15 protein-coding genes and 1 tRNA gene are annotated in these 14,610 nt (G+C 66.3%); 5 read left to right on the top strand and 11 right to left on the bottom strand.

From position 1 onward, the window contains the following. Positions 1-19: 19 nt before the first annotated feature. The 4 genes from fba to BDOA9_RS14080 are packed head-to-tail and all read right to left on the bottom strand — an operon-like array spanning position 20 to position 5,077. The gene (fba, locus tag BDOA9_RS14095; RefSeq protein WP_025034586.1) at positions 20-1,105 is read right to left on the bottom strand and encodes a class II fructose-bisphosphate aldolase; all 1,086 of its coding nucleotides are present in this window, start codon (positions 1,103-1,105) and stop codon (positions 20-22) included. 11 nt (positions 1,106-1,116) lie between these two features. Next, positions 1,117-3,135, bottom strand: a complete 2,019-nt coding sequence (tkt, locus tag BDOA9_RS14090; RefSeq protein ID WP_025034585.1) for a transketolase — start codon at positions 3,133-3,135, stop codon at positions 1,117-1,119. Positions 3,136-3,151: 16 nt separating this feature from the next. Continuing rightward, on the bottom strand, positions 3,152-4,027 hold the full coding sequence (locus tag BDOA9_RS14085; protein WP_025034584.1) for a phosphoribulokinase: 876 nt from the start codon (positions 4,025-4,027) through the stop codon (positions 3,152-3,154). A 12-nt stretch (positions 4,028-4,039) separates the two neighbouring features. Next, a complete protein-coding gene (locus BDOA9_RS14080; RefSeq protein ID WP_025034583.1) occupies positions 4,040-5,077 on the bottom strand; it encodes a class 1 fructose-bisphosphatase in 1,038 nt (345 codons plus the stop codon). A 120-nt stretch (positions 5,078-5,197) separates the two neighbouring features. Between BDOA9_RS14080 and BDOA9_RS14075 the strand changes: the two genes are divergently transcribed. Beyond that, a complete protein-coding gene (locus BDOA9_RS14075) occupies positions 5,198-6,175 on the top strand; it encodes a LysR family transcriptional regulator (RefSeq protein ID WP_025034582.1) in 978 nt (325 codons plus the stop codon). A gap of 241 nt (positions 6,176-6,416) precedes the next feature. On the opposite strand, the gene BDOA9_RS14070 is transcribed toward BDOA9_RS14075, so the two are convergent. The 5 genes from BDOA9_RS14070 to BDOA9_RS14050 form a co-directional block, all read right to left on the bottom strand. Beyond that, positions 6,417-6,614, bottom strand: a complete 198-nt coding sequence (locus BDOA9_RS14070; RefSeq protein ID WP_025034581.1) for a hypothetical protein — start codon at positions 6,612-6,614, stop codon at positions 6,417-6,419. A 131-nt stretch (positions 6,615-6,745) separates the two neighbouring features. Then, positions 6,746-7,165, bottom strand: coding sequence for a DUF4118 domain-containing protein (locus BDOA9_RS14065; RefSeq protein WP_025034580.1), 420 nt, complete (start codon positions 7,163-7,165; stop codon positions 6,746-6,748). Between the two features lie 124 nt (positions 7,166-7,289). After that, positions 7,290-8,483: an MFS transporter gene (locus tag BDOA9_RS14060; protein ID WP_025034579.1), complete on the bottom strand. Its 1,194-nt coding sequence runs from the start codon at positions 8,481-8,483 to the stop codon at positions 7,290-7,292. A gap of 57 nt (positions 8,484-8,540) precedes the next feature. Then, positions 8,541-9,161: a TetR family transcriptional regulator C-terminal domain-containing protein gene (locus BDOA9_RS14055; protein ID WP_042336055.1), complete on the bottom strand. Its 621-nt coding sequence runs from the start codon at positions 9,159-9,161 to the stop codon at positions 8,541-8,543. Positions 9,162-9,668: 507 nt separating this feature from the next. After that, complete coding sequence (locus BDOA9_RS14050; RefSeq protein ID WP_445291822.1) at positions 9,669-10,616, bottom strand: N-carbamoyl-D-amino-acid hydrolase; 948 nt, start codon at positions 10,614-10,616, stop codon at positions 9,669-9,671. 277 nt (positions 10,617-10,893) lie between these two features. Here BDOA9_RS14050 and BDOA9_RS14045 point away from each other — a divergent pair, with 277 nt between their 5' ends. The 3 genes from BDOA9_RS14045 (at position 10,894) to BDOA9_RS37885 (ending at position 12,021) form a co-directional block, all read left to right on the top strand. Then, positions 10,894-11,118: a hypothetical protein gene (locus tag BDOA9_RS14045; protein WP_025034576.1), complete on the top strand. Its 225-nt coding sequence runs from the start codon at positions 10,894-10,896 to the stop codon at positions 11,116-11,118. A 127-nt stretch (positions 11,119-11,245) separates the two neighbouring features. Then, positions 11,246-11,566 carry a hypothetical protein gene (locus tag BDOA9_RS14040; protein ID WP_025034575.1) on the top strand — a complete coding sequence of 107 codons (321 nt, stop codon included), beginning with the start codon at positions 11,246-11,248 and terminating at the stop codon, positions 11,564-11,566. A 152-nt stretch (positions 11,567-11,718) separates the two neighbouring features. Beyond that, positions 11,719-12,021, top strand: coding sequence for a hypothetical protein (locus BDOA9_RS37885; RefSeq protein ID WP_152033278.1), 303 nt, complete (start codon positions 11,719-11,721; stop codon positions 12,019-12,021). Between the two features lie 195 nt (positions 12,022-12,216). On the opposite strand, the gene BDOA9_RS14035 is transcribed toward BDOA9_RS37885, so the two are convergent. Both BDOA9_RS14035 and BDOA9_RS14030 read right to left on the bottom strand, forming a co-directional pair. Further along, positions 12,217-12,993: a tripartite tricarboxylate transporter substrate binding protein gene (locus BDOA9_RS14035; protein WP_192859568.1), complete on the bottom strand. Its 777-nt coding sequence runs from the start codon at positions 12,991-12,993 to the stop codon at positions 12,217-12,219. A gap of 470 nt (positions 12,994-13,463) precedes the next feature. Then, a tRNA-Pro gene (locus BDOA9_RS14030) sits at positions 13,464-13,540 on the bottom strand. Positions 13,541-13,608: 68 nt separating this feature from the next. On the opposite strand from BDOA9_RS14030, the gene BDOA9_RS14025 reads away from it, so the two are divergent. Then, the gene (locus tag BDOA9_RS14025; protein ID WP_025034574.1) at positions 13,609-14,598 is read left to right on the top strand and encodes an L-threonylcarbamoyladenylate synthase; all 990 of its coding nucleotides are present in this window, start codon (positions 13,609-13,611) and stop codon (positions 14,596-14,598) included. Positions 14,599-14,610: the final 12 nt, after the last annotated feature.

Here is a 14,610-nt window from a genome sequence, read left to right as displayed (position 1 = left end):
CTCTGCTCTTTCCGATTGACTAGGCGGCGACCGGCTCGCGGGCATCGACGCGCGGGTCGAACTCGCCGGCGCGATAGCGGCGCGCCATCTCGCTCATCGGAACCACCTTGATCTTGCTGGCATGGCCCGCGGTGCCGAACTGCTCGAAGCGCTCGCGGCACAATTCGCGCATCGCGTCCATCGCCGGCTTCAGAAACTTGCGCGGATCGAACTCGGAGCGCGCTTCCGCCGCCACCTTCCGGAACACCGCGGTCATCGCCAGCCGACAGTCGGTGTCGATATTGACCTTGCGCACGCCGCTCTTGATGCCGCGGACGATCTCCTCCACCGGCACGCCCCAGGTCTGCGGCATCTCGCCGCCGAACTGGTTGAACATATCCTGGAGCGGCTGCGGCACCGAGGAGGAGCCGTGCATGACGAGATGCGTATTCGGCAGCCGGCGATGGATCTCCTCGACCACCCGCATCGCCAGGATGTCGCCGTCGGGCTTGCGGCTGAACTTGTAGGCGCCGTGCGAGGTGCCCATCGCGATGGCGAGCGCATCGACCTTGGTGGCACGGACGAAGTCGACGGCCTGGTCCGGATCGGTCAAGAGCTGGTCGTGGCCGACCTTGCCCTCGACGCCGTGACCGTCTTCCTGCTCGCCGCCGCCATGCTCGAGCGAGCCGAGCACGCCGAGCTCGCCTTCGACGGAAGCGCCGACCCAATGGGCGAGATCGACCACGCGGCGCGTGATCGCGACATTGTAGTCGTAGTCGGCTGCCGTCTTGGCGTCGGACTTGAGCGAGCCATCCATCATCACCGAGGTAAAACCGTGGGCGATGGCCGAAGCGCAGGTTGCTTCGTCATTGCCGTGGTCCTGGTGCATGCAGAGCGGGATGTCGGGATAGGTCCGCTCCAGCGCGTCGATCATGTGCGAGAGCATGAGATCGCCGGCATAGCTGCGCGCGCCGCGCGAGGCCTGGATGATGACGGGCGCATCGACCGCGGCCGCCGCCTGCATGATCGCGATGCCCTGCTCCATGTTGTTGATGTTGAACGCCGGCACGGCATAGCCGTTGTGGGCTGCGTGATCGAGCAGCTGGCGAAGGGTGATACGGGCCAAGGTCGTCCTCCCTATTGGCTCTTGCGGGCGATCGCCCGGCGGGCCGCTTCCGCAATGCTTTGCGGCGTGATGCCGAATTCGCGGTACAGCACCGGCGCCGGCGCCGAGGCGCCGAAGCCGCGCATGCCGACGAATTCACCGTCGGTGCCGATCCAGCGCGACCAGTCGCCCTGCACGGCCGCCTCGATGCCGACGCGCGGCGCGGTGCCGAGTACGGCGGCGCGGTAATCCTCCGGCTGCTGCTCGAACAACGCGAAACACGGTGCTGAGACGACAGCGGCGCGAACGTGCTCGGTCGCGAGCAGGCGGGCGGCTTCCAGCGCGATCGAGACTTCCGAGCCGGTCGCGATGAGCGTCACGTCGCGGCCGCCATCCGGCGAGACGACGAGATAGGCACCGTTCGCGACGCGGTTTCTGCCGCGCGCATCGCTGCGGAATGTCGGCAAGGCCTGTCGCGACAGGCACAGCACGGACGGGCGTTGCTCCGCCGCGAGCGCGCAATCCCAGGCCTCCAGCGTCTCCACGGCATCGGCGGGGCGGAACACCAGCAGGTTCGGAATGACGCGCAGCGCCGCGAGATGCTCGACCGGCTGGTGCGTCGGGCCGTCCTCGCCGAGGCCAATCGAGTCGTGCGTCATCACATGGATGACGCGTAGCCGCATCAGGGCCGCAAGGCGGATCGCCGGCCGGCTGTAGTCGGAGAACGCCAGGAACGTGCCGCCATAGGGGATGAAGCCGCCATGCAGCGCGAGGCCGTTCATCGCCGCGGCCATGCCGTGTTCGCGGATGCCGTAGTGGATGTAGTCGCCGGCGAACGCGCCGCTCTTGACCGGAGCCTGCGCCTTGGCATGGGTCAGATTCGAATGAGTGAGGTCAGCGGAGCCGCCGACCAGGCCGGGAATCGTGCCTGCGATGGTATCGAGCACCTGCTGCGAGGCCTGCCGCGTCGCGATCTTCGGCCGCTCGCTGGCGAAGCGCTCGCGCAATTTCGCGGCGGTCAGCGCATACGAAGCCGGCAGCGCGGCGGCCTTGCCCTCGACGAACAGGTCGCGCTGCTCCAGCGTCGCATCTTCGTAGCGATCCAGCCAGGCCAGGCGATCGACCTGTCCGCGCTGCCCGATCATCCGCCACGCCTTGAGCACCGGAATCGGCACCACGAAGGGCTGATAGTCCCAACCCAGCGTCCGCCGCGCCGCCGCCGTCTGCTCGGTGCCGAGCGGCGCGCCGTGCGCCTTCTCGGTGCCCTGCCTGTCAGGCGCGCCATAGCCGATGATGGTGCGGCAGGCGATCAGCGACGGCTTTGCGGTTTCTCGCTCCTCGGCAATGGCCTGCGCGACCGCTTCGGGATCATGGCCGTCGACGCGGCGCACCGACCAGCCGGAGGCAGCGAAGCGCGCGAGCTGGTCATCGGACGTTGCGAGCGAGGTCGGTCCGTCGATCGAGATGCCGTTGTCGTCGAACAGCACGATCAGCCGGCCGAGCCCGAGGTGACCGGCGAGCGAGATCGCCTCCTGGCTGATGCCTTCCATCAGGCAGCCGTCGCCCGCGATGACATAGGTGAAGTGATCGACGAGCCCGTCGCCATGCCGCGCATTGGCCATGCGCTCGGCAAGCGCCATGCCGACCGCGGTCGCAATGCCCTGCCCCAGCGGTCCGGTCGTGGTCTCGACACCAGGCGTATGGCCATATTCGGGATGACCCGGCGTCTTCGAGCCCCACTGCCTGAAGGCCTTGATGTCGTCGAGGCTGACGTCGCCGCCGGTCAGATGCAGCAACGCATAGAGCAGCATCGAGCCGTGCCCTGCCGACAGCACGAAGCGGTCGCGGTCCGGCCAGTTCGGATGCGCCGAGTCGAATTTCAGGAAGCGCGAGAACAGCACGGTTGCGACGTCGGCCATGCCCATGGGCAGGCCGGGATGGCCGGACTGCGAGGCTTCGATGGCGTCGACCGCGAGGAAGCGGACGGCATTGGCGAGATCGTTATGCGTGACGGCATAGACGTCGGCTTCGGCGTGGATGGAGATGTTCATCGGAGTCTCTCCCTGTTCACTTCAGGCTGCGCTTGCGCTCGATGAGCTGCATGATCAGCGGCGTCAGGATCAGCTGCATCGCGAGATCGAGCTTGGCACCGGGGCAGACGATCGAATTCGCGCGGGACATCCAGCTCTGCGGCAGCATCGAGAGCAGATAGGGGAAGTCGATGCCGCGCGGATTCTTGAAGCGGATCACCACCATCGATTCATCCGGTGTCGGGATCCAGCGCGCGACGAACGGATTGGAGGTGTCCACCGTCGGCACGCGCTGGAAGTTGATGTCGGTCTCGGTGAACTGCGGGCAGATGTAGTGGATGTAGTCGGGCATCCGCCGCAGGATGGTGTCGGTGACGGCCTCGGTCGAATAGCCGCGGGCGCTGCGGTCGCGGTGCAGCTTCTGGATCCATTCGAGATTGATGACGGGCACGACGCCGATCTTGAGGTCGGCATAGCGCGCGACGTTGACCTTGTCGGTGACCACGGCGCCGTGCAGGCCTTCATAAAACAGCAGGTCGGAGTTCTCCGGCAGTTGCTTCCAATCGGTGAAGGTGCCGGGCGCCGCGCCATGCAGCGCGGATTCCTCGGCGTCGTGGACGTAGTGCCGCGTCACCGCCGTGCCGGTCTCGCCGTAGTCGCGGAAGGCGCGCTCCAGCTCCTCGAACAAATTGGTCTCGGGGCTGAAATGGCTGAAATGCTTATTGCCGCGCTCGGCCTCCTTCGCCATTTGCGTGCGCATCTCGGCGCGGTCGTAGCGATGAAAGGCGTCGCCTTCGATGTAGACGGCGTTGACCTTCTCGCGGAAAAAAATCTGCTCGAAGGTCTTCTTGACCGAGGTGGTGCCGGCGCCGGAGGAGCCGGTGATGGAGATGATCGGATGCTTCCTGGACATGCGTCACCTCGCTCAGAGTCGGAAGAATCCGCGCCGCGCGAACAGCGGCGCTGAAACGCTGGCAACCAGCAGCGGATCGCAATGCAGCTCCTCGACGCGCCGCACCTCGTTGCTCGAGCCCATGATCAGCGGCACGCGCTGGTGCAGGCTCTGTGCTGCGAGGTCGAGGATGCGTTCGCGCCCGGTGGTGGCGGAGCCGCCGGCCTGCTCGATGATCATCGCCATCGGGTGCGCCTCGTAGGTCAGGCGCAGGCGGCCGTCGCCGTAGCCGGGCCGCGCATCGGAGGGATAGAGGAACACGCCGCCGCGCGTGAGGATGCGATAGGCCTCCGCGACCAGCGAGCCGACCCAGCGCATGTTGAAATCGTGGTTGGCGGGCCCTTCGACGCCGGCGAGGCATTCGTCGATGAAGGCGCGCACCGGCGGATCCCAGTGTCGGCGGTTCGAGGCGTTGATCGCGAACTCCTCGCAGGCCTCGGCGATCTGCACGGCACTGCGCGCGAGGCGGAAGCAGCCCGCCTTGCGGTCGAGCGTGAAGATGTCGACGCCCTCGCCCAGCGTCAGCACCAGCGAGGTCTGCGGGCCGTAGGTGACGAAGCCCGCCGCAAGCTGCGCCGAGCCGCGCTGATGGAAGGCCAGTGAGAGATCATCGGGTGCCGGCAGGATCGAGAAGATCGTGCCGACGGTCATGTTGATGTCGATGTTGGAGGAGCCGTCGAGCGGATCGATCGCGATGCAGATGCGGCCTTCGCGGTCGCCGATCTGGGGCTCACGCATCTCTTCCGACGCCAGCGCCGCGACCGGCAGCTTGCCGAGGCAGCGGCGCAGGATCGCATCCGCCTGCACGTCGAGATCGCGCTGGACATCGCCGTCGCTGTTGCGGCCGGTGGTCAGGCCCGAGGCGTCCGCGAGATCACCGCTAGCAATGAGGTCGGCGATCTCGATCGCGGCCGCCGCGATGGCATCGACTGCGGCCGCCACCGCCAGCGCGTGCGGTGCGGTCTCTGAATACCGTTGAAGGTGGTCGTCCAGCCTGAGTTGCCCGGTCATCTGCGTCCATCCCCTTTGCCGGTGCCGCACCCATTCCCTCCCCGGTGGAGGCAGGTAGCGGTCAGTCCCGGCATCAGGAGATTGACAGGGGCAGCTTAATAAGGAAAATTTCTAATCATAATGAGCCTCAAAGAATTTTCTTATAATAGTCCAGGCCATGCGGCGGCCCAGCTCCGGCATCTGACGATCCGGCAGCTGCGCTCGCTTGCGGCGCTGTCGGCCAGGGGCAGCGTGACGGCGGCGTCCAGCCATCTCGGGCTGACCCAGCCGGCCGTGACCCAGCAGCTGCGACAGCTGCAGGACCTCGCCGGCCTGCCGCTGGTGCAGCGGACCGGCGACGGCATGCTGCTGACGGAGGCGGGCAAGGAGGTTCTTACGCTGGCCGAGCGGGTCGAGGCTGCCATCACGGATTGCCAGGGCGCGCTCGATCTGCTCGCGGGGCGGACCGGCGGCACGGTGCATCTCGGCGCGGTCTCGACCGCCAAATATTTCGTGCCGCATGCGATTGCGGCGTTCTCCAAACGCTACCCCAAGATCGAGATCAAGCTGACCATCGGCAATCGCGAGGAGATCCGCGAGGCGATGCACGGCTACGAGCTCGATTTCGCGGTGATGGGTCGGCCACCGGCCGACGTCACCGTCGACGTCCGCCAGCTCGGGCGCAATCCGCACATCATCGTCGCCCGCAAGGGGCATTGGCTGGAGAAGGATTCCGGCCTCAACCTGACCGATCTCGTGCACGAGACCTTCCTCACCCGCGAGCCCGGATCGGGCACGCGGACGCTGATGGAGGGGCTGTTCCAGAAGTCCGATCTCGAGCCGATCATCGGCATGGAGATGAGCAGCAACGAGACCATCAAGCAGGCGGTGATCGCCGGGCTCGGCATCGCCTTCATCTCGGCCCACACCGTGGCGCATGAGCTCGCCGAGGGCCGCCTCGTCGTGCTCGACGTCGCGGGCCTGCCGATCGTGCGGCAATGGTACGTGATCCGCCGCAGCGACAAGGTGCTGCTGCCGCCCGCGCAGGCGATGTTCGATTTTCTCGGCTCGGAAGGCTCGAATTATCTGCCTGATTTACCCGAGCTCGGCGGGCGATAGAAGGCCGTCGCTCAGCTCATCAGCTTCATGGCGAGCGTCGCCGCCAGCACCACGATGATCTGGAGCAGCCGCTCGGTCGTGAAGATGCGGTTGAAGGTGGTCATCGCGTGCCCCGGCCGACGTGAAGAATGTCTCGATCGGCCTGTTGCTAGCACAGAAGGGCGCGGAGACAACTCCGTAATCGCCCCGTGAGTGATTTCGTCTGCGGCGGCCGGTTCACGGCCGCGAAGGCCGTTAACGATCAGGCCGCGAGCGGGGCGGCGTGGTCCGTGCGCGAGGCGAAATAGGCTTCCAGCTCCGACAGCGCCCGCGCTTCCCACTCCCTCGCCTGCTCCAGCAGCGACCAGCTCTGGCCCGGGCGGAATGCTGCGGTCTGGCGATAGAGCGATGCGATGCCGCGGTAGCGGCGCACGTTCTCCAGGATGGCGTGACCGTTCATGTCCGAAAACTCCCTCGTCATTCCCGTGGGAGAAACTGCGGCCAAATCTTTTTCGAAAAGTTAGCGGCGCGCGGCAAGTTCGCGGATGGTTGCCGGACTGTTGCGCGCCCGCAACGCGCGAGGCGCGAGAACTATTGCGGATTCGTTGCCGCGCTCTCGCCCGAGGGCTTCAGCCCGCCGCGTCTGACGATCGCCATCGTCGCGCGGCAGAGATCGGCAAGGCCGATCAGGAGGACGGCGAGAAGACAGAACAGGTTGATGGAATCAGCATTGGCGCTGGTCAGCGCGTTGAACTCGAAGAAGGGCGGGATGAAAGCCCACCAGACCAGAAGCACCGTAAGCAGCGCGGCGAACGCCGCCGCTGGTGCGCCAGTCATGAGCGCAAGCACGAACAGGCCGGGCAGGAACACTGCGATATAGAAATTTGCGCCGAGCGCGACGCAGATGCCCTGAAGCACGGCCGACACCGCCACGACGGCCAATCCGAGCAGAAACGCCTGCCACGACCATGGCCTTACCCGAGGTCCGCCAAACAGCCCCGCATGTTTCATCAGTCTCCCCCTGCCGCCCATTAACCAGGTGCGTTGCGACGAAAGTACTACAACCGCAACCAATCCGCGAGATGGAAATTGCATCACCGCGCAGGTCGCATCGCACCGTTGCGGCGGCCGGCCGCTACTCGGTCACCGCGTAGAGCAACCCCGCGACGGGCAAGGCAAGGCCAATGGCCGATGCGAGCACCCAGCCGCCCTGTGCGAACGCCCAGGCTCCGACCGCCGAGCCCGCCGCGCCGGCGGCGAAGAACGTCGCCATGTAGAGACCGTTGAGGCGGCTGCGGTGCTCATGGCCGAGCGCGAAGATGGCGCGGAAGCCGAGCACGACGTTGCCCTGAACACCGATGTCGATCGCAATCGCGGCCACCACCAGACAGGCGAGATTGAGCATCGAGCCTGACGCGCCGATGAAGGTTACGAGGAAGCCGGCGGCCGTGAGCAGCATCGCGATCAGCGTCGCGATCCGGCTATGGCCGCGGTCCGCAAGGCGCCCGGCGATCGGTGCGGCAAACACGCCGGCGACGCCGGCCAGCGCGAACAGCGCGATGCCGCGCTGGGAGAAGCCGAACGCGCCGGCGAGTTGGAGCGGCGCCACCGTCCAGAACAGGGTGAAAGCGCCGAACAGGCTCGCCTGGTAGAGCGCGCGACGCCGCAGCAGCGGCGTGGCCCGCACCAGATGCGGCATCGACAGCAGCAATTGGCCGTAATGCATCCGCGTGACCGGCTTGCGCTTCGGCAGCGTCATCCAGAGCACGGCCGCGAGCACGATCATCAGCGCGGCGGAGGCGAAGAACACCGCGTGCCACGACAGCAAGGCCGTGACGAAGCTCGACACCGGACGCGCCAGCATGATGCCGAGCATCAGGCCGGTCGAGACGTTGCCGACGACCCGGCCGCGGATGGCTTCAGGCGCCATATGCGCCGCGTAAGGGATGATGATCTGCACCGCGACCGAGCCGAGGCCGATGAACAGCGCCGCGAGCAGGAACGGCAGCGCATGGGTTGCGAACGCCGCGGCGAGCAGCGCTGCGGCGCCGAGCATGATCACCGAGCAGATCAGGGCGCGGTTCTCGACGAGATCGCCGAGCGGCACGATCAGCAGCAGCCCGGTGCCGTAGCCGATCTGCGTCATCGTCACGATCAGTCCCGCCGCCGCATGCGACAGCCCGAGCGCTGCGCTGATCGGAGCGATCAGCGGCTGCGCATAGTAGATGTTGGCGGCGACCATGCCACAGGCCGCGGCAAGCACGAAGGTCAGGCGCTGCGACACCGCATCCGGCCGGGGCGCGGTCTCGATCGTGGCATTCATGGTCATTCGCATCGACTCCGGATAGTGCATAGGGAATGATCATTCCCTATTATGACGAAAAATTCAGGCGAGCAGCTTCATCGCGACGCCGACGAGGCGTTCGGCCTCGAGCGGCACACGGGCCTTGCCGACGACGCGCAGGCCTTGCGTGATGCAGATCATCAGACGCGCGGTGTCCTCGGCCGCGACATGGCGGGGGATCGAGCCGTCGGCCTGGCCCTCGCGAATGAGACCGGCGATGAAGCTCTCGTTGCTCTCGAGCTGCGCCTTGACGCGGGCGCCGACCACCGGATCGACCGCGGCCAGCTCGACCGCGCTGCCGACGACGAGGCAGCCGCGCCGTCCCTCGCTGCCCCGGGAATGCTCCACGTAGGACAGCAGCACGTGACGGATTCGCTCGCGGCCGTTCGCGCCGCGCGCCGCCGCGCTGCGCGTCTGCCCCTGGCGCAGCGCCGCGTAGCGCTCGAAGGCGGCGAGGAACACCGCATGCTTGTCGCGAAACGCCTTGTAGATGCTTCCCGTGGCGAGCCGCATCGCCGCGGTGAGGTCCCCGATCGACGTGGCATGATAGCCGCGCTCGCGAAACACGCGCACGGCGCGGTCGAGCGCGATGTCCATGTCGAATTCCCGGGGGCGGCCGGGCGGACGTGCGGCAGGCCGGGAGCGGCGGGCGGTCTTTTGCATTGCGGGATAATAGGGAATGAACGTTTCCGAATAAAGACACTTGGTCGTGATTGGAGACAATGACGATGACGTCATTCTCGTGTCCCGGACAAGCTGCAACGCGTCAGCGTTGCGGCGCAGAGCCGGGATCCAGGGCGGCCCGGCACGGGGCGGATAGATGGGCCCCGGCTCTGCAGCGCACCGCTACGCGCTGCCCTGCGTCCGGGGCACGAGAGCGGAGCATGGCGCGCACACTGTCCTCCTCGTCATTGCGAGCGCAGCGAAGCAATCCAGAGTCTTTCCGCGGAGGGATTCTGGATTGCTTCGCTGCGCTCGCAATGACGGAGTATGAGGCAGCATCGCAGTTCTCGAACATGCAATCGTAGGATTGGATAGAGCGCAGCGAAACCCATCGCGCATCCTCGCGGAAACATGGTGGCGATGGGTTCCGCTGCGCTCTACCCATCCTACGGCATCGCGGACGCGCCTTCGCGATCTCGCGGCCGATTTCGCCCGAGCCTTGCTTCGTCACTCCCCCCTTCTCGGCGGCACCGGCGTCCCATCCGCCATCGTCGTCATGCCCTTCCGCTCGACGATCATCCCGTAGGCGCGCGGCTGGCGATGGACGTCGAAATTGAAGGTGGTGCGCTTGTAGGAATTGCAGAGATCGAGATCGCAGCGCGCCAGCGCGATCTCATCGCCCTTGGTGGTGCAGGCCGCGATGATCTCGCCCGAGGGCGCGATGATGCAGCTGCCGCCGATGTGATCGACGCCCTCCTCGGTGCCGGCCTTGGCGACGCCGACCACGAAAGTGCCGTTCTGATAGGCGCCGGCCTGCATCACCAGATGATTGTGAAACAGCGAGAGATCGTCGTGCTCGGGCGCGGGCGGATTGTGCACCGGCGTATTGTAGCCGATCAGCACCATCTCGACGCCCTGCAGACCCATCACGCGATAGGTCTCGCTCCAGCGGCGATCGTTGCAGATCGCCATGCCCATCACCCCGCCGAAGGCATCGACCACGCCGAAGCCGCTGCCGGGCTCGAAATAGCGCTTTTCCAGATGCTGGAATTCGCGCCAGGGCTCGTGCTCGGCATGGCCGGGCAGATGCACCTTGCGATATTTCAGGACGATCGCGCCACTCTTGTCGACGAGGATGGAGGTGTTGTAGCGCCTGACGATCCCGGCCTCGACCGTCAGCTCGGCGTAGCCGAGGCAGAAGCCGATGCCGAGCCCGCGCGCGAGCTCGAACAGCGCCTGCGTTTCTGGCCCCGGCATCTCGCGCTCGAAGAAGCTGTCGATCTCGGCCTGGTCCGCGAAGTACCAGCGTGGAAAGAACGTGGTCAGCGCCAGCTCGGGATAGACGATCAGGTCGCAGCCGCAAGCCCGCGCCTCGCGCATCAACGCCATCAGCCGCGCCACCACCGCGGTCCTGGTCTCGCTTCTTGCGATCGGGCCGAGCTGGCCGGCGGCCATGGTCACAATTCTCGTCACGCGTCATTCCCCATCTTGTCCAAGTGCCCCGGCCGTGAGCCTATCACCGCGCCCACAGGCCCGCCTCGGCCCTCCGTACTTTGGACACAATCAAATCCCGTGCCTGCGGGTATCATCGTGCGGCGTCGGGAATGCACCCGACCCGAGAATTCGTTGCCGATCTGCAACGGTTCCCCACCGTCTGAAGCTGGACAAAACAAACTCCCATTCCGGCCACGAACCGCTCTCACAACGCCGTGAGACGATCAGGGGAACGACGATGCGTGCACAACGCGTTTGGAAAGTGAATGGGGCCGCCAGCATCGGGCAGCTTCAATCCAGGCTGGACGATCTGAACAAGCGTCTCGGTCAGCTCGAAAACCAGCATCCGGACAGCTGGAAGCTCGAGGAGCTGAGATCGAGCGCACTCAGCCTGTCGCGCGAGATCGACGACATCCGCTGCGCCGAGGCGACGGCGGCCTTGAGCGAGCTGCTGCGGAAATAGTCGGCCTGCCGATTCGCGCCGTGCGCAGGGAACCAAGCCCGGTGGCGGCCATTTCCATGCAAAGCATGGAGCAGGATCATGAGCAGGCACCCGATGCGCGCGGGCTCGGCGCTGTGAGGGATTTCGCATGACCTCCGACCCCGAGGAGCAGGTAAGGCTGCAGGGCTACGGCGAGATGACGCTGCGCACCGCGGTCGAGACATTGATGTTGCTCGCGCCGCGCGAACGGTCCGAGGCCAAGATCTTTCGCGTCCGCGACGGCGTGCCCCTCGCGCAAAGCGAAATCGCCGAGCTCGCATCCAACTGGGGCATCGCGCGAGAGGTGCGATCACCGAAACTGGTGCCGGAGCAGCACTGGCAGGACGTGGTCCGCGGAATGGTGCGGGACGCACCGCTGCCGTCGCTGATTGTGGCCTTTCTGGTCGGCGTGCTGATCGCTCGCAGATGATGCGCGCTCGTGATGACGCGCTCACCTGATTCGCGCCGTTCCGTGAAACCCGCGGAAACCTTTTTTGCTCGCGAAAACGCGACCGTTCCGCGCGGAACGTCTCCAGGCAGGAGGGATTGGTCCCCCGTTAAACCTCGAACATGGAGACAACCATGACACGTACGAAACTCGTGAGCGTCGCCGCAACTCTGGCCGCGATTTTGCCGCTCGCAACTGCAAGCCCCAGCCTCGCGGCGGGACGCGGTCCCGGCCCGTGCACCCCACCGGCTGGAGAAGCAGTCGGTGCCGCCGGACCGGCCATGAGCGGCGGCCAGTTGATGGCCGGCGTCGGCCAATGCCAGCGCATCGGCGGTTGGCACAACACCAACACCTACGGCTATTGGGGCCCGGGCTACGGCTATGACCAGCCCCGCTGGGGCGCATCGGCCTACTCACCCTACGACTACGAGGACTAGGGCCCTTCAGATCGCAAGATCACAGCGGCGCGGTCGATCATGGCCGCGCCGTTTGCGTTTTGAGTCTCAGCAACCGGCTGCCAGAGCAGCATCATCACTTCTGTTCGCTTGCCCGCATCTGCTCGGCGAAAGGACGCAGGACTTCGGACATGTCGTCGAGGCGTTTCTGCCACTCCGCGCCGGGCATGAAGGCGATCACCGGCTCATCCCGGGCGAACCCGTCAGGTATTCTGGACTACGCAGGCCCTCGGCGATCCCGGCTTCCAGCTTCTTGACGATGTCGTCCGGAACGCCCTTGGGGACCGCAAAGCCGCGCTCCGCCGTCGTCATGACCGGAAAGCCCACCTCCTCTGCCGTCGGAACGTCGGGCAGCGCTGCAAGGCGCTTCTTCGACAGGATCGCGATGACGCGAAGTGGCCCCTTGTTGGTGCCGTGCAACTCGGGAATCTCGCTGACAGTGACCATCCCGACGTCCAGATGTCCGCCCAAAAGATCGGTGCGCTGTGCCGCCGTTCCTCTGTAGGAGATTTCGTTGGGCTCGACCTTCCCGGCTGCCGCGAGCATGCGAATGGCCAGGTGACCGTTGGTGCCGGCGCCGTTGTGACCGAAGCTCACCGACCCCGGCTTGCTGCGAAGCGCGGCAACGATCGCCGGCAGATCGTCGAATCTGCTGTTCGCAGGCACCACGATCACGTTCGGATCTTCGACGACCCGTGCGACCAGCCGAATCTCGTCCGTGCTGTATTGGGTCTTGCGAGTCATCGGCAGGAAGTTGTAGCCGGGCACATTGACGACACCGATCGCATAGCCGTCGCCCGCCCCGCGTGCGATCGAGGCAAACGCGATTTCTCCGCCGGCCCCAGGCTTGTTCAAGACGACAAACTTCGCCTTGCCGCCGAGCGCGCGCTCGACAAAGGGGAGAAGCTTGCGCGCCATGACATCGGTGCCGCCGCCGGGCGCGAAGCCGACCACGACCTCGATCGGCTTGTCGTCCGGCCACGCCCCCCAAGCCGGCCCGCAGGCGGCGAAGCCAAAAGCTGCGACGAGCGCGAGGATTTTCTTGTTCATGATTTCCAGCCCTGTTTTTTATTGGCCGATCATGCTCTCGAACGCGCGATCGACTGTGCGTTCATCTAGCCGTCGGCATGACCGGAGAGCAACCGGTTATCCCGAGCACAGCTATGCGGTTGGACGCGGCGCTTCGTGAGGTCATTGCGGTCGCGTCAAAGGGACGGCGCTTCGAATTCCATGAGGACGGCGCGGCGTCCTCTGATCCACCACGCAACGCTTCCCCTCGGGATCGAGCCATGCCTTCGCAACAGGCCGCCCTGCGAGGGCCAAATCGGCCGTGGACCCGATCCCGAAATCGTTGCAAAAGGGCGTTCCAAGGCGGCGGCGGCCGGTCTGCCAAGCCTTTAGGAAAACGTCATCTATTGGAAGAATGGTCGGAGTGGCAGGATTCGAACCTGCGACCCCTGCGTCCCGAACGCAGTGCTCTACCGGGCTGAGCCACACTCCGACAAGAAGGCGGCTTATAGCGTCGGGTTTGACGCACTGCAAGCGGCCGAGCTGAGGAATTTTATCCCTGTGAAAACGGGTCTTGAAACGCTGATTTTTCCGGCTGGCGAGGCCGGCGCCGAAGCCGCCGCCCGGCGACTTGCGGCCGGCGGGCTGGTCGCGTTCCCGACCGAGACGGTGTACGGGCTCGGGGCGGATGCCGCCAATGCCGCCGCGATCGCCCATCTCTACGCCGCCAAGGGCCGGCCGGCGTTCAATCCCCTGATCGCGCATGTCGCGAACCTCGAGGCCGCGCGGCGGATCGGGCGGTTTGACGCCCGCGCGCTGGCGCTCGCGAACGCGTTCTGGCCAGGGCCGCTGACGCTGGTGGTGCCGAAGACCGAGGGCTGCCCGGTGGCGGATCTCGCCACCGCCGGCCTCGACACGGTCGCCATCCGCATTCCCGCCCACCCCGTCGCGCAGGCGATCCTGCGCGCATTCGGCGGCGCCGTGGTGGCGCCGTCGGCCAACATTTCCGGCCACGTCTCGCCGACGCTGGCTGCCCATGTCGAGAGCGACCTGGCCGGGCGGATCGACCTGATCATCGACGGCGGGCCTGTGACGGTCGGCGTGGAATCCACGATCGTCGGCTGCTTGGACGCGCCGATGCTGCTTCGCCCCGGCGGTCTGTCGCGCGAACGGATCGAGGCGGTGCTCGGCGCGCCGCTGGCGCGGCCGCCCGCAGAAGCCGAGAGCGACGACAGCCAGCCGCTGGCGCCGGGCATGCTGGCCTCGCATTACGCGCCGCGCGCCCTTGTGCGGCTCAACGCACGAGAGGTCGCGCCGGGCGAGGCGTTGCTGGCATTCGGCCCGGAGCGCCTGCCCGGTCTTGACGCCGCCTCGGCCGTGATGAATTTGTCGCCCGCCGCCGATCTCGATGAAGCCGCCGCCAATCTGTTCGGCTATCTTCGCAGCCTCGATGCGAATACGCCGCGGGCGATTGCGGTGATGCCGATTCCCCAGGATGGTCTGGGCGAGGCGATCAACGACCGGCTGCGCCGCGCCGCGGTGGCGCGGTGAAGCAAGAGACGA

Origin of the sequence: Bradyrhizobium sp. DOA9, from assembly GCF_000617845.2 — a bacterium.
Taxonomy (GTDB): domain Bacteria; phylum Pseudomonadota; class Alphaproteobacteria; order Rhizobiales; family Xanthobacteraceae; genus Bradyrhizobium.
The sequence above is the reverse complement of the archived record's forward strand: the minus strand, read 5'-3'. Positions and strand labels throughout refer to the sequence as shown.